15 protein-coding genes are annotated in these 23032 nt (G+C 55.3%); 3 read left to right on the forward strand and 12 right to left on the reverse strand.

Going from position 1 to position 23032, the window contains the following annotated elements; translation table 11 throughout:
• The first annotated feature begins 575 nt into the window (after positions 1-575).
• Both HF931_RS06160 and HF931_RS06165 read left to right on the forward strand, forming a co-directional pair.
• The gene (locus HF931_RS06160; RefSeq protein ID WP_273242466.1) at positions 576-1436 is read left to right on the forward strand and encodes an SDR family NAD(P)-dependent oxidoreductase; all 861 of its coding nucleotides are present in this window, start codon (positions 576-578) and stop codon (positions 1434-1436) included.
• Positions 1433-7537: a beta-ketoacyl synthase N-terminal-like domain-containing protein gene (locus tag HF931_RS06165; protein ID WP_273242468.1), complete on the forward strand. Its 6105-nt coding sequence runs from the start codon at positions 1433-1435 to the stop codon at positions 7535-7537. The genes HF931_RS06160 and HF931_RS06165 overlap by 4 nt, the downstream gene beginning before the upstream one ends.
• On the opposite strand, the gene HF931_RS06170 is transcribed toward HF931_RS06165, so the two are convergent.
• From HF931_RS06170 to HF931_RS06190, 5 genes are all read right to left on the reverse strand, one after another.
• The gene (locus HF931_RS06170; RefSeq protein ID WP_273242470.1) at positions 7534-8205 is read right to left on the reverse strand and encodes a 4'-phosphopantetheinyl transferase family protein; all 672 of its coding nucleotides are present in this window, start codon (positions 8203-8205) and stop codon (positions 7534-7536) included. The genes HF931_RS06165 and HF931_RS06170 overlap by 4 nt on opposite strands.
• 458 nt (positions 8206-8663) lie before the next feature.
• A complete protein-coding gene (locus tag HF931_RS06175) occupies positions 8664-9212 on the reverse strand; it encodes a P-loop NTPase family protein (protein WP_273242473.1) in 549 nt (182 codons plus the stop codon).
• Between the two features lie 13 nt (positions 9213-9225).
• Complete coding sequence (locus HF931_RS06180) at positions 9226-10569, reverse strand: alkaline phosphatase D family protein (protein ID WP_273242474.1); 1344 nt, start codon at positions 10567-10569, stop codon at positions 9226-9228.
• A gap of 143 nt (positions 10570-10712) precedes the next feature.
• On the reverse strand, positions 10713-12731 hold the full coding sequence (locus tag HF931_RS06185) for a TonB-dependent receptor plug domain-containing protein (RefSeq protein ID WP_273242476.1): 2019 nt from the start codon (positions 12729-12731) through the stop codon (positions 10713-10715).
• A 107-nt stretch (positions 12732-12838) separates the two neighbouring features.
• Positions 12839-14281, reverse strand: a complete 1443-nt coding sequence (locus HF931_RS06190; protein WP_273242478.1) for a purple acid phosphatase family protein — start codon at positions 14279-14281, stop codon at positions 12839-12841.
• 199 nt (positions 14282-14480) lie between these two features.
• On the opposite strand from HF931_RS06190, the gene HF931_RS06195 reads away from it, so the two are divergent.
• Complete coding sequence (locus tag HF931_RS06195; RefSeq protein WP_273242480.1) at positions 14481-14999, forward strand: histidine phosphatase family protein; 519 nt, start codon at positions 14481-14483, stop codon at positions 14997-14999.
• A 42-nt stretch (positions 15000-15041) separates the two neighbouring features.
• On the opposite strand, the gene HF931_RS06200 is transcribed toward HF931_RS06195, so the two are convergent.
• The 7 genes from HF931_RS06200 to phnF form a co-directional block, all read right to left on the reverse strand.
• Positions 15042-16180, reverse strand: a protein-coding gene (locus HF931_RS06200; RefSeq protein ID WP_273239771.1) for an IS3 family transposase whose coding sequence is annotated in 2 segments (ribosomal slippage) — positions 15042-15922 and positions 15922-16180 — 1140 coding nt in all. Because the reading frame shifts where the segments join, the coding sequence is not laid out codon by codon here.
• 32 nt (positions 16181-16212) lie between these two features.
• Complete coding sequence (locus HF931_RS06205; RefSeq protein WP_273242483.1) at positions 16213-16617, reverse strand: glutathione S-transferase N-terminal domain-containing protein; 405 nt, start codon at positions 16615-16617, stop codon at positions 16213-16215.
• 15 nt (positions 16618-16632) lie between these two features.
• Positions 16633-18456, reverse strand: coding sequence for an ABC transporter ATP-binding protein (locus HF931_RS06210; RefSeq protein ID WP_273242484.1), 1824 nt, complete (start codon positions 18454-18456; stop codon positions 16633-16635).
• The gene (locus HF931_RS06215) at positions 18453-20279 is read right to left on the reverse strand and encodes an ABC transporter ATP-binding protein (RefSeq protein WP_273242487.1); all 1827 of its coding nucleotides are present in this window, start codon (positions 20277-20279) and stop codon (positions 18453-18455) included. Before HF931_RS06215 ends, HF931_RS06210 begins: the two co-directional genes overlap by 4 nt.
• Positions 20279-21085, reverse strand: coding sequence for an endonuclease/exonuclease/phosphatase family protein (locus tag HF931_RS06220; protein ID WP_273242489.1), 807 nt, complete (start codon positions 21083-21085; stop codon positions 20279-20281). The genes HF931_RS06215 and HF931_RS06220 overlap by 1 nt, the downstream gene beginning before the upstream one ends.
• Before the next feature lie 17 nt (positions 21086-21102).
• Positions 21103-22233 (reverse strand): alpha-D-ribose 1-methylphosphonate 5-triphosphate diphosphatase, encoded by a 1131-nt coding sequence (locus HF931_RS06225; protein WP_273242490.1) that lies wholly within the window; start codon positions 22231-22233, stop codon positions 21103-21105.
• 27 nt (positions 22234-22260) lie between these two features.
• Positions 22261-22989, reverse strand: coding sequence for a phosphonate metabolism transcriptional regulator PhnF (gene phnF, locus HF931_RS06230; RefSeq protein ID WP_273242492.1), 729 nt, complete (start codon positions 22987-22989; stop codon positions 22261-22263).
• Positions 22990-23032 lie beyond the last annotated feature (43 nt).

Genomic DNA, 23032 nt, shown 5'->3' on the forward strand with positions numbered 1-23032 from the left:
CAGCCGCGCTCTCCCGTCCCGGCCCTCAGGCCGGTTCGGTTCCGGACTATGAAAGTTCAGTACGTGTCGTTTCACTCGGCGCATCACAGCCCTTCAGCAGGGTTGTCGATATCGCTGCGCAGGGGCCGTTCGCAGTATCGGGTGCGGCGCCGGAGCTTGCATATGCCCTTGTCGAGTTCCTGCAGTCGCAAGGTGCGCAGGCAGGGATTCTGGGCGAGGCATCTGATGACTTTCGCACTGTCATCCTCACGGAAGGGCATTCAGGTCTTCCTGTCACGGAACGGCATTGGCAGGCCTTGAATCTGTGTCGGCAGTTTCATGACCGCGGCGTTCGGATAATCATGTTGGAGCCGTCTTCTGAGGCGGCTGCTGATCAATTGTGTGGGCTGTCTGGACTGTCGCGAACTTTGCGTCAGGAATGGCCGAACCATGATGTGGTGACGTGGAGTTTGCCCGCTGGCGAACGCGTAACTGGGTGGGCCGATTTGGTAACGACCGCTCTGGGTACCGATTTGTCTGACGCGGTTTTGACACGGCAAGGAGCGGCCATTCAAGCAATTCACCAAGCACCTCGATTGAGCCGAGCCGTCGTCGAAGCGTCAAATGTCTGGTTCGTTCCAGGCGGTGCGCGCGGCGTAACCGCGGCGTGTGTGAAAGAGCTCGCTCGCAGACAGTCCGGCTCAGTGTTTGTGCTCGCGGGCCGCTCAGACATTGTCCCGTGGCCAGAAGGGATGGACGTTACAAGCGACATGAAACAGTTGCGCGGGGCGCTGATTTCGGTCGCTCGCGCGAGCGGTCAGACGCCATCGCTTCCGGACGTCGATCGACAGGCGAAAGCTCTGCTGGCGGGTCAGGAGATTCGAGAGACGCTGGACGATATTTCGATGTCCGGCGCGCAAGCAGTGTATTTACGCACCGACATGTCAAATCGTGCGAGTATCCAGTCCGCCATTGCGAAAGTCTCACAACAGTATGGCTCCATTACAGGACTCGTCCACGGGGCAGGGGTGCTGTCGGATGGGCTGGCTCTCAAGAAATCCCGCGAAGATGTCGCGTATGTTTTCGGGCCGAAGGTTGAAGGCTTGGCCATGTTGCTAGAAGCTATCGATCTATCACAGCTCCGCTATGTCGGCCTTTTCTCGTCCGCATCGGCCGTATTCGGAAATGTCGGACAGAGTGACTACGCTATGGCGAATGCCTGGTTGGGCGCGATGGCGAGAAAGCTCTCTGCCGATTTGCCTGACGCCATTGTGAAGAGCTTTTGCTGGGGGCCTTGGGCTGGCGGCATGGTCGACTCGTCTCTTGCGGGTCATTTTGCTTCGCGTGGTATTTCCCTGATCGGTCTGGAAGATGGCGCACGTATCTTCGCTGATCAAATCCTGCAGGGTGAACGAAGTGAAGTTGAGCTTCTGATCGGGGATGAGTGGGCAGGATGAGTATGTCAGACCAGTTCGAACCGATCGCAATCGTCGGACAGGGGTGTGTCTTGCCAGGCGCAATGAGCCCGGCAGAGCTCGGCGATATCGTGTTCAACAAGCGCATCGTGTACGGGCCAGTATCGGCCAATCATCTGGGGTTGTCTGAGTCGGAAGCGCTCTCCCGCGCATATGTGTCCGGAACCGTTGATGGGTTCGAAGCAGCCTTCCGTCCGAATGACGCCTCCGAGTCCTGGCAGACAGCCGCGCTTGCTGATCCGGTTTGTGGGTGGACCTTGCGCGCTGCGCTGGACGCATGGTCTGACGCGCGCACACCAAAAGTTCGCAAGGGGAAGGGCGGCGTGTTCGTCGCGAACCTGTCCTATCCGTCTATGGCGCACGCGGAACATGCAGCCGAATTCTGGGCCGGGCAGAAGGCCGAAAATCCGCGAGCGACGTTGAACGCGTCCCTTCCGCCACACCTGATTGCTGATGTTCTGGGATTGTCAGGTCCGGCCTTTTCCCTTGATGCGGCTTGTGCCTCCTCGCTTTATGCGCTGGAGATCGCCTGCCGCAGGTTGCAGTCGGGAGCGATAGACTGCGCGCTCGTAGCGGGCGTGAACGCAGCGGACAATCTTATCCTGCATATCGGGTTCGATGCTTTGAAAGCGCTCAGTCCGACCGGGCAATCCCGTCCATTTGTAAACGGGGCGGACGGACTTGTACCCTCTGAGGGGGCGGTGGCGGTTGTCTTGAAGCGTTTGTCAGACGTCCGCAAGAAAGACCGGGTTCATGGCGTGATCCGTGGCATTGGTCTGTCCAATGATGGCCGACGCAAAGGGTTGCTGGCACCTTCTGGTGATGGTCAGCGAGAAGCAATGCGCCGTGCCTATGACATGGCTGGACTGGACCCGGCCAGTGTGTCCTATCTGGAGTGCCATGCGACCGGGACACCGACGGGTGATGGTGTCGAAGTGCAGGCATCCACCGAAATGTTCGCCGACAATGAGACTCTCGCCATTGGTTCATTGAAGGCAAATACCGGGCATCTGATCACGGCGGCTGGGCTGGCCAGTCTTCTGAAGCTGACCGAAGCTTTCAAACGTGAGAGCTTGCCGCCAACGCCGGTCGCCGGGGACTTGATCGGACCAGTTCAGGAGGGCGGACTCACCGTCGTCCAGAATGCCGCGCCTTGGAAAATGAAAGGCGGTGTCCGCCGAGCTGCGATCAGCAATTTCGGATTTGGGGGCAATAATGCCCATTTGATCCTGGATCAGTATGATCCAAATGCGAAACAAAGAGAGCCGATCGATCCCGTATCCGTACGTCCACAAGTGGTGATTTGCGGCACCGGTCTCATGGCCGGAACTGATCGCGGTGCGGACGCCGTGACGCGCAGGATCATGAATTCTCCGTTGAAACCCGTCGGGCCTTGCCGGAAGATTGGCGCGGACCCCAGAGCTGCTCGCACACCCCCAATGGATTTGCTTGAGGCCGAGCCGCAACAGCTGGCGATATTGGATGTGGTTGAGGAGGCACTGTCCTCGGTAGCGCCTGTCGATCCTCAGCGCGTCGGCATCTTCACAGCAATGGGGTGCGCGTCGGACTCTGCGCGTTGGTTGCTGAGAGAGCGTCTGTCTGCGCTCACAGCCCTGCGCTCGAATTCTGATGCGCTGGTGCAAGCCGAGGCTGCTGTGGCGCCGCCATTACGAGCCTCAACAGTGCTGGGGGCGATGGCGAACATGACGGCCAATCGCGTTACCTACGCTCACGATTTTCATGGCATGGGGTTCTCGGTGTCGGCGGAAGCGGCATCCGGCCTTGCCGCGCTTGATCTCGCCCTTGAGGCGCTCGGCAGCGCGCGGCTGGATATGGTAATTGTTGCGGCGGCAGACTTCGCGGCGGAGCCGGTCAGAGTGTCAGTTTTGGCTGAACTTGGAGTCACGGTCCAGCCGGGTGATCAGGCTGCTGCGCTAGTGCTCAAGCGTGCGGATGACGCAGCGTCTGCCAAGGATCATAGTTTCGGATCAATAGAGTTTGTTGATTGGACCAGAACACAAGCCTCTACTGGAAGCGTCTTGGACGAGGTGTTTGGAGTCGCTCCGTGTGCATCTGTCGTGTTCGATCTGGCGCTAAACGCGCAATTGGCCGCGCGCGGCCAATTGCTGACGGCTGGCGGGGCAATTCCCGATCTGCGAAGTTCGCCAGAGGCCTTGGAAACTGTAGCACGCTCGACGCCTGCGAATTGTACAGGCGCGCTCTCCTTCTGCCCTGCAGACGCCAGGCCTGTGCCGGATGCCTTGCGACCGACGCCATATTTGTATTGGGCTGCCGGAAAGGACAAGGCAACGCTCGCGAGTCGAATTGCATCGGGGAAGGCGGGGGGCAGAGGGAAATGCCGCATCGCAATTCTTGCGCCGACAGAAGACGCGCTTCGGGAGCGGCAGAAATCCGTACAGAAACAGCTGGAGCAGGATGAAATTCCAGACGGGGAGGGCATTCAGTTTGGTGAGGGCAAGCCCGAAGGTGAGCTGGCTTTCATGTTTACTGGATCGGCCGCCGTATATCCGCGTATGGGACGCGGCTTGCTTTCAGCATTTCCGGAATTGCGTCAGCGCCTGTCAAAACTCGACAAGGCTGAAGAGATTGCACCATTGTTGGCGCGCGCCAGTCTGAGCGAATTTGAACAATTGTGCGCCGGTACCTTGTTGAGCCAGGCACACGCGATCCTTCTGCAGGATATACTCGGCCTGAAAGCGGATGCCGCACTCGGACTGTCGCTTGGCGAGAGCAATGCCCTGTTCGCATTTGGATTCTGGCGAGATCCCGGCGCACTGCTGGACGAGATTTCTGACGCGGCCATGTACGAGCGTCACATCGGAGGAGATTTCGAGACTGCGAAAGAGGCCTGGGGACCGAACGTTCCAGCGGACTGGACGAATTGGCGGGTACAGGCGCCGGTTGAGGCCGTAAAAGCAGAAGTCACGAAACATGACGGTGTCGAGATCACGATCATTTATTCGCGGACCGACTGCATGATTGGTGGCCCAGCCGAAGCCTGCCGACAGGTTTGCGCAGCATTGGGGCCCGGCAGTGGCGCGAAGATGCATCAGCACCTCATCGTCCATGCCAAGGCGATGCAACCATTCGCAGAAACCTGGCGGCGTCTGCACACGCGCAAGCTACATAAAGGGAAAGACGTTCGTCTCTATGCCAACGCCATCAATGCAGCCTATGAGCCCACAAGCGAACTGGCAGCAGACATGCTTACCCGGCAGGCCGTCGATACGGTAAACTTTCCGCCCACAGTCGAGCGAGCATGGAAGGATGGTATACGAACATTCGTGGAGATTGGCCCACGAGACACACTGACATCTGCTCTGGCGAACATTCTTGAAGGCAAGCAGTTCAAGGCTGTCGCCACAGACCGGATCGAATCTGCTGACCTGTCCCAGATTGCGGAGTTGGTGGCATTCCTGTTCGCGGACGGACGCGCCATCAAGATGAAGCCAGTTGCGGAGGCACTGGACGCAGCGAGGCGCAATGCGTCAAGGCGGCCCGAAGCTTGGCCACTCACTCGGCCGGTCCCCTACGCGCCGCCAATCGTTCCCCCGCTTGCATCATCCTTCAGGATGCCCGCAGCACCTGCGCTCTCTGATATTGTCTACCCTCCATCAAGTCCCGCTACGACGATGGATGAGCCAGTTCACTTTGCGCCGCCTCCGTCGGACCGGCGATTACCGCCGCCCCGCAAGGTGATTGCGGGTACAGAGCCCTTGCTGCCGCGTACGCCGGTGGGACCAAACTGGGATTATCCGGAGATTGAGAAATCTGCTCGCGAGAAAATGTCGGAGTTTTTTGGTAAAAGCTTCAGGAAGCAGGATACGTACGACCGCCAAGTCCGGCTGCCAGCGCCGCCCTTGCTGCTAGTCAACCGGATTACCGGAATCGACGCTGAAGCAGGGGTGGAGAGTACGGGTGTCATCTGGACCGAAACGGATCTGACTGGGGACCAGTGGTTCATCCATGACGGTCGCATCAGGCCGGGGCCGCTGATTGAAAGTGGCCAGGCGGATTTGACCTTGATTGGCTGGATGGGGGCAGACTTCAAGAACCAGAATGACCGTGTCTACCGCCTGCTTGGGTGTGAAATCACATTCCATGACGGAGGCCTGCCGGAGCCTGGCGAAACGCTACGCTTTCAGATCGAGATAACGGGTCACGCCACATTGGCTGGCGTGCGGATGTTCTTCTTCCAATACGATTGTTTGGCGGGTGATCGTCGCGTCTTCTCGGTGCGCAATGGACAGGCTGGTTTCTTCAGCGATGACGAACTTGCGTCCGGAAAAGGCGTCATGTGGGATGCCACAAAGGACGCGCCACCAACCGCTCAGCCTGCTGAGTTCAAGGCGGAGGGCGCCAGCCGCAAGCGCACTTTCACTGCCGGAGATATCGCAGCCTATCGGGCCGGTGATGCATGGGCCTGCTTCGGTGATGGGTTCGAACTGGCAGCAGCCCGCTCTCGTCCGCATCGCTTGCCTGATGATCGTCTTGCCCTGTTCGATGATGTGGAGATGTTCGATCCACATGGAGGCCCATGGGGCAGGGGGTATCTCAAGGCTCGCGCGCATGTGCCGAAGGACGCCTGGTTCTACGACGGTCATTTCCACAATGATCCCTGCATGCCGGGGACCCTGATGGCAGAGGCGGCTGTTCAGACGCTGGAGTTCTACGCAGCGGCGGCGGGCCTGCTAACCGAACGGGATGGCTATGTCTTTGAGCCAGTGCCGGGGCATATGGCGAAGTTCGTGTGCCGGGGACAGGTCATTCCGGATGCAGATCATGACGTGACTTATGAAGTGTTCATCGATGAGATCGTCGATGGCGAGGCCCCCGAAATCTACGCCTCCTTATTGGCGAGCTCCGATGGCAAGAAGGTCTTCCATTGCCCGCGCTTTGGTCTGCGCTTGCGCAGGGATTGGCCGGTGCCTCGTGTCGCTGAACACCCGATCCGGACAGGCCCTCAGGGCGAGAGTCGTGGAGATCATGCAGCCTTGCTTGATTGCGCCAATGGTGCGCCGTCAGCAGCTTTTGGCGACATGTATAATCGGTTCGACCGGGAAGGTATCGTGCCGCGCCTGCCTCAGGACCCCTATCATATGATGACGCGTGTTCTGGATGTGTCGACGCGTCCGGGAGTTCCGGAAAAAGGCGCGCGGGTTCGTGCGGAATATGACATTCCAGCAGATGCCTGGTACTTCCACGACAATCGCAATGGCGCCATGCCTTTTGCAGTTCTGTCCGAGATTGCACTGCAGCCTTGCGGTTGGCTGGCCAGCCATTGTGGTTTCGCGCTCTCTGGGGACCTCAAATTCCGAAACCTGGAAGGCGAAGGTGTCCTTCACCGTGAACTGAGACCAAAAGACGGCACATTGGTTGTCGACAGTGAGCTGACTGCTTTCTCCCGTGTCGGGCCAATGACGATTGTTACATTTGCCGTGAAGGTAAGCTTGGCCAGCGGTGAGCCTGTCCTGGAGTTGACGACCCAGTTTGGTTTCTTCCCGGCTGCCGCACTGGCGCGGCAGGCGGGCCTGTCAGACAAACCTCATTTCCGAGACGCGTTCGAACTACCAGGCCAGAATGTGAAGACGAAGAGGATCGAGAAACGCCTGCCCAGTGGCCAGCTTCGCATGCTTGACCGCGTTGACTATTTTGATGCCGAGGGTGGCGAAGCGGGGCTTGGTCTGATAAGAGGGCGACAGGTGGTTGATCCTCATGCGTGGTATTTCAAGGCGCACTTTTATCAGGATCCAGTTCAGCCAGGCTCACTTGGTCTCGATGCCCTCTCGCAGCTTCTTGCGCGTGCCATCCTGCTCAAGGGAATGGATCAGGGGATGAGCAGTCCGCGTTTCAAAACCATCGCAACCGGCGCACCCTTCAAATGGAGCTATAGAGGTCAGGTAACGCCCGATAAGAAAGAGGTCGTATCCGTAATGGAAATCACCTCGATTGAAGAGCGGGGAAACGGATATCTGGTTACGGCTCGCGGCAGTCTGTGGCGCGATGGGCTTCGGGTGTATGAAGTTGGTCCCTTCAGTCTTGCTCTGGAAGATCGGGTCTAGTCTGTGGCGGTCGCCAAACTGACCATGAGATGATCATGATGAGTGCAGCCTACGCTGAAGACTCTGTGTCCGGTCGAAATGGTAGCGTGTGGGTCTGCTCCTGTCAGGAACGCATCGGGAAGACTCAGGTTTCGCGCGCCCATACGAAATCCTTCGCCGACGGCTTTCATCACAGCTTCTTTTGCGGTCCATAGACGATAGAAGGCGGGGAGCGCATCAGCTCCCAGCCTGGACAGAAATGCCGTTTCCTCCGACGTGCACACCATGTTCTGCATAGACGTCCAGTCGACAGGACGCATATGCTCGATATCGATCCCCAAGGCATTTTGCCGCGACACTGCCACGGCCGACCAGCCTGCGGTCCTGGAAATCGAAATGTGCACGCCGGGTGAGGATGAAAGGGCAGGGGCACCCTTGCTATCGTGCGTCAAGTCTACTTGGGAGACGGATTTTCCCGTCAGATCCGCCAATTCCTGCTTTACGGCGATCAGCGAGCGTTCAAGATCGCGGCGCTTTCCCGCATCTTTGAGCATGGCAAGCCGTTGGATATCCACCGTGCTCAGCATGCCGGAGTGTGCGGCAACATCCGCATGATCCATGATCCGAACAATCGTGTGATCCGGCACATGAGCGTCAAAATGGAAAGCGAATGGGTCGATGGAAACCATGTAGAACCAGCTGCAAGCCTTGTGCCTGTGACTTTTGGAACGGTAGGGAAACGCGATTGTGCAGCGAAGAATATGCACAGGCCACTTATTTCCGCTAGAAGGCGCACTCGTTCCAATCCGCCGCCCCCAAGTGATTTCCGCCATGCCTTTGAATTATACTTTCTCCATTGCGCCGATGATGGATTGGGAACAAAATAAAATAAAAACAACTGATTATGTGCCTTTGTGTGCGCTGCGTGTGCAGTGAGGTTCCACAAATACCCACTTGATAGTGGTATCCTGTTTGTTGGTTGAACAAGATCACAAGTCATGGCGATTCTCAGAGGGGGTAGCGAGAGTTCGAATTGCTTTCCCTTTATTTCGTTTTGATCTCCCTCCATCGCCATCCTAAGGCCATGGCCATATGGAGAAGATTAGGTATCGATTTTCGGCAGCAACCTGACTCTCTAATTCAGGCCTCAGGCTTTTGCAGATATTGTTTGCAACCACGTAGCAATGTGATCTGCAGCGTATTCTGCTGTCAGATCTGTCACATCGAGTCGTAAAAGCGCATTGGCGCCACGTTCGATTAGTACCCGGTCAGTCGGGCCTTGACGAAACATACCCGGATCGCGCGGCTTTCGCATTTCCTCACGGTCTAATCCCCGGATACGCCGGGCATTTTCTTCACGAGAACAATCAAGCAGAACAACCACATGCTGGCGGCCGCAGCTTTTCGCTAGTTCAATGGCTGCATCCCAGCATTCATTTCCCCATTTGGAATCCTGCGCATGCGCGTTTGTCAGAATGACAGGCACATTTGGCGGCAGTTGTGTAACGCGCTGATAAGCAATGGCACGCACTGCCCGGACAGTATCGTAGAACGCATCTGATTTGAAGTCAGTCAGCGCAAACGCCACATTGTATACGGAGTGATTATCCAAAATTCTCGCGCCCAGCTTTACTGTGAGAGCTTTCGCTATCGTCAGTTTTCCGACCCCTGGGTAACTGTTGATGTGAATGATCATGGCGTGGGAGGAGTTATGTCTGCATAAAGCTTCGCCATGAGGACACGCCGTTCTTCAGTTGGCTGAGCTTAAACGTTGCGGGGGGCCATGTCGGCTTGCCATCCGGCTTTGAAAGCCACCAAGTCATTGACGGTTCATCCGCAAAGTCAAAATTCATGAAGCCGACATTCGGCCCTATAGTATAAGGCGGTGTCCGCAAACGGATTTCTGGTTCGCGTTTGAGCCAGCTGTGCGATTGCCGGCTGGAAATCGGTGAGCTGACCAGGTCATAAAGGTCATATCCGCCGTGCTCTGACCAAGGAATGCAGTTGAACTCGCCGATGTGGGTGTCACCGGAGATCAGGATCACGCCTTCGATTTCTTCATCCCGGATGAAGTCGAATAGCTCATTTCGCTCGTGCAAAAAGGCTGACCACGCATCACCGCCAGGGCCTTTATTCTTTGACCACCCGCTGCCGCATGCAAGAATTTTGAATACGCTTTTCGACGCTTTCAATTGCGACTTCAGCCATTCCAGCTGAACTTTGCCTAGCATGGTCTTTTCGGGTGTGTCCTCATCTGAGTTGGGGTCGCGATAATAGCGTCCATCGGTGAATATGAAATCGACCGCACTGTATTGATAGGAGAAGAACACGCCAGGCGTTTCAGGCAGGCCATAAGACGGGTTCATCCAATAGCGCTTGAACGCTGCCAGAGCGTTCTCTTTGATCGGATTGGTTCGGTCATGATCGTTCAGACCGAAATCATGATCATCCCAGATGGCAAGTTGTGGTATGTTCCGTGCGACATGCTGATAGTTGTGAACGCCGCGTTGGCGCTGATATTCGAAATCGAGAACGAAAGGCTCAAATGAGTCGCAATAAATATTGTCACCCAGATTGAAGAACAGGTCCGGCAGGTTGGCAGATACAGCTTTCCAGACCGCCTGAACCTGGTCATAGCCAAAGTTGGCGCAAGAGCCATATCCAACTGTAAAGTCTTGTGCCCGTCCTAAACCCGGCGCTGTTTTAAAGCGGCCCATTGGTAAAGGATACCCCCCTTCCTGACCACGTCCGTTGACGATAAAACGATACCAGTAGTTTGTTGCTGGGCTGAGCCCTTCTATGACTGGCCGGACGATGTACAGATTGTCCTGCGTTGCACGAAGCGGTTCTGTGCGAATGGGATTTTGAAAGACATCATTGTCAGCATACTCGATCACCACGTCGTACACGCCATTGACCATAGCCCAGAGACTGACTGAGGTTGGTGTAGGTGGTCCGAGCATCGGCCCGAGCAGCAGTTTCGGATAATTTCCATGCTGTGCGAGGGCTTGCAACTCCGGCGTGAGGAAGCTGCTGGCGGCAATCGCTTTCAACAGGGTGCGCTTGGAAATATTCTGCAATGGGCTCATAGGGCGATCCTCCTCATATGGAAGCGTAAGCCCCGAATGCGACAGTCACATGTCGATTACCGAGGCACTCAGTCAACAAATCTGTCGTATAGTTGGTGGAGCCAGTCTCAGAAGGCAGCTTGCAGTCGTAGGCTGAAGCCCGTGCCGGGATCTCTCTCCCGGTGTTCAAATTGCCTTAACGCCCCCAATCGGTCGGGATCAAATCGAATGCGATCACGGGTCTGTCGTGATCCGGTCACATTGTCAGCCGCCAGGCGAATCTTGAAATTGCCGAAGGCCGTGGTTTCCACCCATAGACGCGCGCGGTCCTGATTTTGGCTTTCTGTGACACGGTCGAACCGGAATTCGGGCGCCTGTGTTTCACGCTCGAAGTCCACGCCCCAGGCAAAGGCATGAGATTCAATATCCTGGCGGAATTCGAATTCGAAATTTGTGTCCGGTGTTCCTGATTGCTTGCGGGTGTTACCGGTCAGGGGGTCTTCCACTTCGCTATTCTGCCAATGCCCCCCAATGGCCAGCGTTGACCCAGGAACGAACTTTATCGGCGTTTCTGCACGTGCATTCAGGCCGTAGATGGTACCATCACCAATGTTTCGTTGAGTATCAAATCGGTCATTCTCGGTTTCAATCAATGCGAAGTCCTGAGCGTATTCAACATCCCATCCAAACACGGAGATTTCCAAAGCTCCTTCACCGAAGCGCCAGTCCGCTACAAATTCGGCACGCCACGAGGTTTCTGGTCGTAGGTCGGAATTGCCTGCGACTACATCCTCATTGTCCAATTCGACCCCGGCCGCAAAGTCTTCGAAGTCGAGTTGATCGACATCGCGATAGATACGAAAGCGCAGTTGATTTTGCTCTCCCAACTTACGTGTGACCTGTATAGAGGGCTTCCAAAATGAAAGATCGCGTTCATCGGAGAAGTCACCCTCATTACTGAGACGTGAAACTTCGAAAGCGATACCGGCTTCAATGCTCCAATTGGTTGCGATTTCCCACGCCCGTGTTGCACCAAATTCACCCCGGCTTTCTTCCACGGTGGTGTTTGCTCCAGGCAAGTCTACGAGGAGCGGTCCATCCCCTTCGTCTTCAGTGAGACGTAAGGACTGTTTAAGCGTGTTAAAGGCGAGCTCTCCCTCGATAGCTATAGTACCATTGCGTAGTCCGCGCGCAGCCTGGGTACGTAAAATGGCTTCGGCTTCTTCTAGTTTTTCTACCTCCACAGTGCGGCTATCAAAACCGCCACCAGTATCGAAGTCGATACCAGCTTGTCGGTCTTCGGTTTGCTCGAAAAGCATCAATGCTGATAACTCGCTATCCCAGCCAGCGATATGCTGAGAGTATGTGGCCGAGAGTTCTCTGCTTTCATTTTCCTGTTCGGACAGCACAAGTTCGAGATCATCACTTACTCCCAATGCTGAAAAGATCCGGGCTGTTTCGCTCGCTTTTTCGTCTCTCGTGTTGAAGGCGCCCACAAGAAGAAGCTCACTCGTCTCAAACGGGATGGTGATTTCACCTGAAACGCCTATGCGATCATCATCGCGAACACGTTGTTCTGTTTCGCGCTCGTCTAGAACACCCGCTTCGTCGAATATCAATTCCGTACCGGTGCGCGGATCATGCGATTTTCGGTAATCGCCTGATACACGGTATTCCACCCGTCCAACGCGACCCGTCCAACTGGCATCAACGTTAGGACTAATGCGATCATCTTCCGCATAATCAAACGTTGTGCGCCATACCCCCGAACCGCCCTCTGTAGCGCGTACTATGTTTACCCGTACTGTCTGGGCATTGGATGCGCTGGTGCCAGACCCACGGATCAATTCAAGGCGTTCGACTGTAGAGGCTGGAATACGCCGTAGAAATCCACGAATGCTCTGCCCCTTTACCACAGGCACCCGGCCATCGATCAGGACGTTTCCCGCCGCGCCGGCGAGGCCGCGTCGGTCTTCTCCTTGGTCGAGGTTAAAGCCGGGTACCCGTTCAACCATATCGAGGGCTGTTTGCGGGACGAAACGCTCAAAGTAATCCGATTCATAAATAATCGGAGCGTCTGATGGGGCTTGTGCCAGCGCATGTGTACAAAGGCAGGTTGATAATGCTGCGAGCAGGCGTAATTTCAACTCTGCCTCCTATCCAAATCTAGGGAAGAGCGCCTTTTGTCGTGTTGTCTTAGCCTCGGTGCGATACCAGTTTCGGCTGGTATCGCCAGCGCGGAAGTAAATGATCTCTATTTGAGATCATTTACCCCCGGATACTCACCTGTGTTTTGGTAGGACCGCTCTGACATGGTCGAAGTCGCTCCACGCGTGATCTGTTTGATGCCTCCGGTTTTGCGCATTTCGAAGTCATCATACAGTTGATCGAGCACCGTGCGCGCTTCGTAGTTCAGTGTGTCGCCATCGACAGTGATGATCTGATAGAAAGGCGTATTCTCCGCACGCCGGGCGAGTTCAACGTCATAGCCCTCATACATGTCCCAGCCCGAATCCTGGAACTCGTATTGCTTTGGACCGCTGACAGAGTTCACAAACATTGTCTGTACATGTCCGCCGGTGTCGCGCCAGCCAAGGCGTTCCGGGGTCTGTCCTATAGCGCCTCGCGCATATGTGTGATCATGCCCTTGAAGCACAAGGTCAACCGAATGGCGCTCTAACACAGGCAGCAGGACACTTCGGAGCGCTTCGCTATCACGGCCTCGTCCCGAAGAGAAAATGGGATGGTGCATAGACACGACTTTCCACGTCGCGGTGCTATTGGATAGTTGTGTATCCAGCCATTTCGCCTGAGCCTGAATGTTGCTGTTCTGGGTGGACAAGATGAACACGTGCAGATCTTCAGAATAGCGCATGTCATAGACCACCTCATGCAGATCCGGTGGTAAGCTGTCTTCAATCGGCAACGTGAATTGGGGGCGCCAGAAAATCGACAACACCCGGTCTGTTTGATTGGGTGAAAGACCGAGCCGGGCATACTCGTGGTTCCCGGCCACAGGAAGTGCCGGAACCATACCGTGAATGTGACTGACGGCTTTAAACCATTCCGCCCATTCAAAGTCTCTTGATGCCCGGTTCACCAAATCCCCTGCATGCAGGATAAAATCTGCATCCGGGACGGCAGCATAGCTTGCACGAATAAGACGCGCCCAATGTGACATCACACCATTCTGCGCATCACCAACGTAAATGAACTTCACGGGTCCGGTTTCAGCAGCAGTGCGTGTCTGGAACCACTCACTCCAAGCGCCCCGGACCCCACGAACGCGATAGGCATAGACCGTGTCAGGCTGCAGGTCAGAGAACGTAACGGAGTGGAAGTGGGCGGCAGGCAAACCCGCATTCATGGGTTCTTGATATACAGTACCTTGCAATTCGGGCATGGCCGGGTTTAGCGGCTCTGTACGCGCTGAAACTGTTGTCGCCGCAAGATCAAAACGTGCGTCTTCGGTTGCGACAGCAATTTGAGCGATCGTTTCTGTCACACTCTCATCCGTACGCCAGGTCACCGAAAACCGGTTCTGTGGGGTATCGGCAAGCGTGACCACGATCCGGTCTGGCCAGCCTGTTGCTTCTTGCCATGGTGGCATCGTATCGCCGTGACGGTGACCGGGGTCTGCGTGGGCCGAGTTCAAGAAGATCGCGAAAATCGAAGATAGGATCAGAACAAAGCGCATCGTAGGCGTGCCTCCATTGACAGAAGGCTTAACGGGTAGTCCATGTCCGTGACGTTGAAATGTCAGGATGTGCCAGAAAGCTCACCTAAGCCCAGGACTTGTCTACACCGGTTCTATCTTGTCCTTACGTACAGCAACAGGATGTGCGATCTATTGAATTGGGCTTAGAGTCCGACCTTTCCGGCAACTGAAAGACAACATGCTTGTTCATTTCATTCGTCACTGTCCAACTGTCAGCGATCCAAGCCAGCACGCGGAGTCTTGGGTGCTGGAGCCGGACGTAGCTCATCACGAGCTCAGTATTCGTGTATTTGTACAAGCCTTGTCCTTCGATCTGGTTGTCACCAGTCCTGAAGTCAAAGCTCGGGAAACTGCGAAGCGGCTATTTGGTGAAGATCAATCAGTGGAAGTCGATGAGCGCTTCGCCGAACTCCAAAGAGGCCGTTTTCTTAAGGATTATGAGACTCAAGTCACGGCAACATTCAATGCGCCTGAATTGTCAATAAATGGCTGGGAAAGTGCCGATAGCTGCCAACAACGGGGTAGGGAGGCGCTGCGCATCCTGGCGCAGAAAAAGCTGGATCGCATTTGCGTCTGTGGACATGGCCTGCAAGGTGCGTTGCTTCGGTCGTTCAGCCTCAAACAGGCACATGCCTCGCTCAAGGAATGGGCAGCCATAAATATGCCCGACCATATGTGGCCTGCCCCACAGGGGTGATCCACCAGATTTATTAGCCCGGCGGTTTCAAAGTAGCAGCGTTCATGCTGCCACCTCCCTATAGTAAGGCGGCATGAACGCTGCGGGCAAGACGGCTTTTGGGGCGGGTGGCTTATAGCCGAGCGAAGAGTGCGGACGGGCGGTGTTGTAGTGATGGCGCCAGGCTTCGATCAGGATCTTCGCCTCTCGCAGATCAAAGAAAATTTCCCTCGCCAGAAGCTCGTCGCGGAGCTTGGAGTTGAAGCTCTCGCAGTAGCCATTTTCCCAAGGTGATCCCGGTGTAATGTACAGCGTTTTCACTCCGATCCGTTCAAGCCAGTCACGGAGGGCTGTTGCAATGAACTCAGGGCCATTGTCAGAGCGTATGTGTTCCGGCGGCCCATGCCGAACGAACAGCTCACCCAGCGTGTCGAGGACATCCCGTGAGTTCAGCTTTCGCTCGACTCGGATGGCGAGGCACTCCCGTGTAAACTCGTCGACCACACACAGCATGCGGAACACACGTCCATCACGGGTGCGGTCCTGCACAAAGTCATAGGACCAGACATGGCCTTTGTGCGCCGGCCTCAGCCGCACACACGAGCCAACATTCATCCAGAGACGACCGCGTTTTGGTTGTTTCATCGGCACTTTCAGCCCCTCCCGTCGCCAGATGCGGTAAACCCGCTTCTCGTTCACATACCAGCCATCATTTCTGAGGAGCGCCGTGATCCGGCGATAGCCATACCGGCCGAACCGTTCGGCCAGGCGGATAATCGCCGATGTCAGGGCGTCCTCATCGTCTCGCCGTATGGGCTGCTTGCGCTGGGTCGAACGGTGCTGGCCGATCACACGGCAGGCCCGGCGTTCGGAGACGCCAAGCTTTTCCACCACGTGATCGACTGCAGCACGACGACGCGAAGGGCTTAGAACTTTCCCCGCACGACTTCTTGAAGGATCTGGTTGTCCAGCGTGAGATCAGAGACTGCGCGCCGAAGTCGGGCGTTTTCCTTCTCCATATCTTTCATGCGCTTGGCTTGGTCGACCTGCAGGCCGCCATACTCTTTGCGCCAGCGGTAGTAGGTCTGTTCGGTCACACCAACGGCTCGCGCCGCCGAAGCTGCCGTCTCACCGCGAGCGAGGCGAACCTCCACCTCCCGCAGTTTCGCAATAATCTCTTCAGGCTTGGCTCTCTTGCCCATGTCTCAGCTCCATATCTGAAGCCGGAACTAACTCAAATAACGGACCACTTTTCGGGAGGCAGACCACTCGCTTGTGTCGCATCAGCGGGTTTGTAAACCTTTCGGATATTTGAAACTGCGGTTTGAAACGCACCAGACCAATCCATCCATGCCTCTGTCTTTGCGCGCGCCAGCGGGGCCTGAGCGAGAAATCTGTGCGTTTGGTCTTTCACACAAAGGTAGCGGATAATCGCGTTGGATTCCCACAATGATTCACCATTCCCGAGGCGGACCGCAGGAATTTTTCCGGATGGGCAGATAGCACGATACTCAGCCTCATCATTGCCGCCAAATGCCCCGCCCCAATCTACACGCTCATATTCGAGGCCAAGCTCGCCTATGGTCCACATGACTCTCGCAACGGCGGAACTGTCCGGCCGGCCATACACAGTGATCATCTTGTTCCTTATCCTCTAAACCAAGACGTCTGCCTGCATGTCGTGCAGGGCGCGATAAATCCCATTGTCGTTACGCAACAAGGTCTGATGCGAGCCTTGTTCGACGATGGAGCCATTTTCAAATACCAGGATGCGGTCAACGTCTCGTACCGTGGAGAGACGGTGTGCGATAATGATGGTCGTGCGCCCATCCATGAGTTCAGCCATCGCATCCTGAATATGTTTTTCAGTAATTGTATCCAGGCTGGACGTAGCCTCATCAAATATCACAATAGGCGCATCAGCCAGGAATGCGCGTGCGATTGCGACCCGCTGACGCTCACCCCCGGACAGTTTGATACCGCGCTCTCCGACCAACGTATCGAGTCCGAATTCGAGGTTATCGATGAACTTGTCCGCACTGGCTTTTCGAGCAGCTTCTGTGATTTCGTGAAGGCTCGCTCCAGGGCGGGCATAAGCAATATTATCCGCCAACGAACGGTGGAAAAGTAGTGGATCCTGCGGCACTAGAGCCACGGCCCGGCGAAGGGAGGCCTGAGTGACCTTGTCAATGCCTTGCCCATCAATCCGGATTTCGCCGCTATCAATATCATAAAGCCGCTGGATCAACTTGACGAAGGTCGACTTTCCGGCCCCCGATGCCCCTACCAAACCGATGCGTTCCCCGGGGTGAATGTCGATAGAGAAATCCTGATATATCGCATGCGCTGACTGGCCGTAAGCGAAAGTCACGTGGTCGAACTCAATCCGCCCGCCTGATGGTACAACTTCAACCGCACCTTCCATGTCCCTGACCTGCGGTGGACGCTTATGAAAATCGACTACGTCGGCAAACTCACTGGTCGTGCGTTGCAACTGGCGAATATGGTCGCCGACTTGCCGCAACCGGCCACCAAGCATGAAGTTGACGGTCAGTACGAACGTCACATCCCCGGGACTTGCCTGACCTGCTTTTGCCAGTTCGATCAGAACGTAAATGGTTGAGAGCTGTAACGCGATCCACAGCAGTTGTTGCACAGCCGCCAGGTCTTGTCCGCGGTTCCAGGAATTCCTGGCCAATCCAGACCAGCGTCCGACTACGCCCCTGAACAATCCGTCTTCCCTGTGTTCTGCGCCAAAAGCTTTGACCGCAGCGTTGTTCGTGATGCTGTCTGCGATGGAAGCGCCGATGGCACTATCAGCCTCTGCCGATTTCACATTGGCAGGACGAACATACTTGATTGCCAGCCAGGTCGAGATTGCGATGTAGATGACGACGGTTACAAGGAACAGCAAGCCTACAATTGGAAACCGCAGGAGCATTATAAGCGTAATGCCGCCGACCACCAATCCGAGTTGCAAGAAGTGGACCCAGAATATGTCAGACATCGCATCATAGGCCCACTTGCCACGTGTAACCCTGCGGACCGTTGCACCAGCAAATGTGTTGGCATGCCAATCGGATGAGAAGCGCTGAACCCGCTCAAATGTCTCAGCGAGCAGCTCGCGCATATTTGCAGCGGCCATGCCATTCCAAACGCGCGAATGTATCCACCGAAGTGTGAATCCAAATACGCCAGCCCCAGCAAACACGAGCAGCGCAAAGTGTGCAGCTGACATGTCTCCTTCGCCAATAATGGCTTCAACGATCCTGTCGACCATTGCGCCAGCTGCCATTGGCATCGCAATATCCGCAGCCACCATTCCGATCACGATCGCACACGAAAGGAAAAAGCGAAGCGGGCGGCGCAACCAGTAACGCCCCAGTAAAGCGAGCATGTCCCAAGCCGTAGTTTTCAGGCGCGGATAGGGTTTGCGTGGTTTATGCAAAGCCGCAGTCGAGGTGGTGTCGGCACTCACAACAGCACCCCCTCTGTTTCCATCTGCAGGTCGTGAAGGGCGCGATAGTGACCTGATGGGACTCGCATGAGTTCTGAGTGATTGCCTTGTTCGACAATGCTGCCTTTGGCGAAGACCAGAATCCTGTCAACATCACGAACCGTTGAAAGCCGGTGCGCGATGATGATCGTGGTGCGGCCTTTCATCAGCTCCGCCATCGCATCCTGGATGTGCTTCTCTGTAATTGTATCCAGGCTGGATGTGGCCTCATCGAAGATGACAATGGGTGCGTCGGCAAGAAAGGCGCGCGCTATCGCCACGCGTTGGCGCTCGCCTCCAGAGAGCTTCACACCGCGCTCACCAACAAGGGTCTCGTAGCCAAGCGGCAGCGCTTCAATAAACTCCGCTGCATGTGCTTTATGAGCAGCCTTGTGGATTTCTTCCAATGTTGCATCCGGCCGGCCATACGCAATGTTCTCGGCCAATGAGCGGTGAAACAGGTAGGGGTCTTGAGGCACCAAAGCGATCGACCGGCGTAACGAAGCTTGGTCGACATGCGAGATGTCCTTTCCATCGATCCTGATGGCCCCGTCATTCACATCGTACAGGCGCTGAATCAATTTGACGAAGGTTGATTTGCCAGAACCAGAAGGGCCGACCAAGCCGACAATCTCGCCTGCACCAATTGACAAGGAAAAGTCCTTATAAAGAATGGGCGCACCCTCTTCATATCCGAAAGTGACATTTTCGAGTTGAATTTGGCCGGCTTCTGGGTGGATCGCCTTAGCGCCTTCAGCATCCGCAATCTGAACCGGCCTGCGTATGATTTCGACGATGTCGGCAATTTCGCTGAAGCTCTGCTGCAGCATTCGGATATGATCGCCAATCGCACGCAGATATGATCCTACCAAAAGGTTTGCTGTCAGGATAAAGGTCACATCACCTGGCGAGGCACGGCCCATTCGAACCATGTGGATGAAAGCCAGGACCAGGAAAAACTGCAGCACTGCCCAGATGAATTTCTGGATGAAAAACATGTCCGCGCCGCGGTTCCAGGCCCGGCGGCAGAATCCGCGCCAACGCTCGGTCAATCCATGGAAACGGTCGTCTTCTCTACTGGCTGCGCCAAAGGCAGTCACAGCAGGATTGTTCATGATGGTGTCGGCCATTGAGGCCCCGATCGCGCTATCGGACGTCGCCGCTTTGATATTCATTGGGCGTACGTAAAAGGTCGCGATGAGACCAGCTGTGACGGTGTAGAAGATTACAACCATCGCGAACATCAATCCGATGAAAGGAAAGCGATAAGCGATCAACGCAGTTAAACCGCAAATACTCAGGAGAATGGGAAAGAAATTATTCCATAGGATCGAGGTCATCGAGTCAAAAGCCCATTTGCCGCGTGTGAGCTCTCGTACCGTCGCGCCTGCAAATGTGGTGGCATGCCAATCTGCGGAAAAGCGTTGAACTTTGGCGAAGCCATCTCTGAGCATTTGGTCCATGGATTTGGTCAGAAAATGGTGCAGCAGGTGAAACCGGATCCAACGGAAAAAATGGAAGCCGATCGTAGCGCCGGAAAGCAGGAACAAAGCCTGGTACGCTGGCCCGAATTCTGCCTGCTCATTCAGGGCTGCGATGACCCGGTCAACCAAAAGGCCAGACGTAATCGGAATGGTGAGATCTATCAGAATTTGTACCAGGATCACGGCGAGGATCAGTCCAAGCAGTCGTTCTTGTTGTTTCCAATAGTGTGCGCAAAGTCCCAGCACGTCTCTCCATCCGACAGACTTTCCCGGATAAGCATCTGATTTCTTGGTGCTGGTAGTGGGATATCCGTCTGCCATCACACTGCCCCTTGGTGCGGTGGACGAAGTTCAAGATCAATGACTAAGGCGGCATGATCGCTGGCATACTCTCCGCCTTGCCCAACTGGCGTGTTAAGCGCCGGGAACCTTCTTAGTACATTGACTCCGCCAGTGGACTTGGTGACCGCTTGGACCTGATCAATTCTACGGTCCAGAGAACGTGCACTTCCGCGTGGGCCCAGCCAGGTTCCGCCGTCTACTTCATACTGCGCCCTCAGCCATTCAAGCTTTCGCACAGCGGAGAGGGATTCTGAATGCCAATCATCGTTCAGGTCACCGCACAGGATCACAATTTCGCGATCCAGCGGGGTGCAGATACTCGCGAGCTGTCCGGCCTGGGACTTTCGGACCAGGTCACCCGTTTTGCCGCGTATGTGTGTGAGATGCGTATTCACAATGCGTAATCTCCAGCCCAGGCCCGTCGAGACATTCACCTGCATCGCCCATCGGTCTCTGTCGTCTTCATGCTCAGCGAGTTTCATGTCTGGCTTACGAGTCATGTCGTGCTTTGATAGTATGGCGAGACTGGAGTTGGACATCCGATTGTCTTGCTCAAACGCACGGTGTTTACGCCGTGCAGACAAGACTTCTGCGGTCATGCCCAAAACGCCCGACAGGTGCCGTGCTGTATTTGCGTTGCGCTCCGTGCAATCGAAGGCTTCTTGTAGGCACAGAATGTCAGGAGCTAGCGCCTGCAGGCGCAGCCCCATCCAGTTCAAACGATCACGGTAAAGGCCATCGCACTTCCAGGTATTGTAAGTGGCGATACGCCATGTCTGCGCCATCTTGCTCCATATGAGGTCTAGCCCACACGCTCCCCTGATACCCAAACACCGCGCACCAATGGGCGTCCATCTTTGACTTTTACCCGCACAAAGTCTGCACGCTTGCCTTCTTCGATCCGCCCACGATCAGACAAGCCGACGCTTTCGGCTGGATTGCTGGTTACGGTCGCAATGGCTTCGGGAAGGGACCAACTAAATGGCGCTTTCGAGAGACGGAAGGCGGCTTCGATCATTGACCTTGGCACATAGTCAGAGGCAAAGGCGTCCAGGAGCCCTTCTTCGGCAATATCTGCGGCAGATGCGTTCCCGGAATAAGACCCCCCGCGCATGAGATTTGGGGCGCCCATGACGACAGTCATGTTATTGTCTTTGGCTAAGCGCGCTGCCTCCAGTGTCGTCGGGAATTCTGCGATCGTTGCGTTAATTGCCAGAGCATCGTGAATGTGTTCAGGCAATTGATCATCATGGCTTGCCAAGGCTAGCTTCCGTTCCTTCGCGACTTTGTCGACGACTGAGCGATTCATTGGCGTGTATTTGGCCTGTTTTTCCTGTGCATTGGCGACCCTCGCATCCACTTCTTCATCGGTCAGCCCAAGGTGTGCCTTCCAGCGCGCTTTGTGTTTTTCAATGTCAGGATACTGTCGTTGGCCTGGCGTATGGTCCATCACGGAGAGTAGGTGTGTAAGCCGATGGGGTACCAATTTGCTCATCAAGTCTTCAAGAACCGGACTCGATGTTTCGCAACGCCAATGTAGCAGGTGGCTCCCGCGCAGTTGCTTTTCGTTGTCGGCGGCTTCCAAGCCCTCAACAAGCTTGAGTATATTCTCCAGGTAGCGCGCTTCATTGTCGGACCATGACCCAATTGACAGGCTATCAAAGACAGTTGTGATGCCGACAGAAACGCATTGACCGTCGTGAATAATGGCAGCCGACTGAGCATCCCAGTCAACGCCGGGGCGTGGGTAGAAATGCTTTTCGAGATTGTCTGTGTGAATGTCGACCAATCCGGGAATGAGATAGTCACCGTCAAAATCCACTCCTGCGCCATTTGGTTCGATAGCCTGGATCTTTCCCTCGGCAACCGCCAGGGAGCTTTCGATAATGCTTGTGGGCGTTACAATTTTGGCATTGGAAATGCGCGTTTCCATCTGAAATCCTGTTCCTGATAGCTGATCTTAATAGTCTTCGGGGGGCTCTTCCGTCGGAGCGATGTCCAGTTCCATGCGGTCAGACGCAAAGACAGCCTCTCCATATTCGAGCGGCTTGCCGAGCGGATCGACATTAAGTGATTTGGTCAGAATGAGCGGGACATGCTTCGGTATATTGAGTTGTGCGCACTCTTCAGGTCCGGGAAGTCGAGATCGCACCACCGTCCACTTGCGTGTAAAATCCAATACGCCGCAATGGATCAGGGTCTGGGTAATGCTGCGATGGTCCGGATAGACCTTTTGGAATGTTGGAAAGCGATGGAAGTCGAAGTGGTGGGCCGCCATCGAAATTGCGATGTCCCCGGCATACCCAATCCGGCTGACCGCGATGACCTTGCTTCCAAGGGGAACTTCCAGGGCTTTCGCGACATCGCGAGAGGCGGGTTTGACGATGACTTGGCGTGTCTTCGTGGATGCAGAGATAGACTGGTTCGTTATTTGGTCAGAAAATCGGGTCCGCTTGCCGATCGTGTACCGGATGGCGGGGCGGCGGACATAACTGCCTCTCCCTTGTGTACTTTCGATCAAGCCAATCTCTTGTAAATGGGACAATGCCCGCCGCAGGGTATGGCGATTGACCATGAACTTCCGGGAGAATTCAGCTTCTGTTGGAAGCTTGTCTCCGGGTGCGTATTCGCTCTTGCGAATACTTTCTTCTATCTGACTTGAGACACGTTCCCAAATCCTATTTGCCATGAAAGATCCCCTGAAAAGACATTTTATTTCATGAATACTTATA

This window comes from Hyphomonas atlantica corrig., from assembly GCF_017795365.1.
GTDB lineage: Bacteria > Pseudomonadota > Alphaproteobacteria > Caulobacterales > Hyphomonadaceae > Hyphomonas > Hyphomonas atlantica.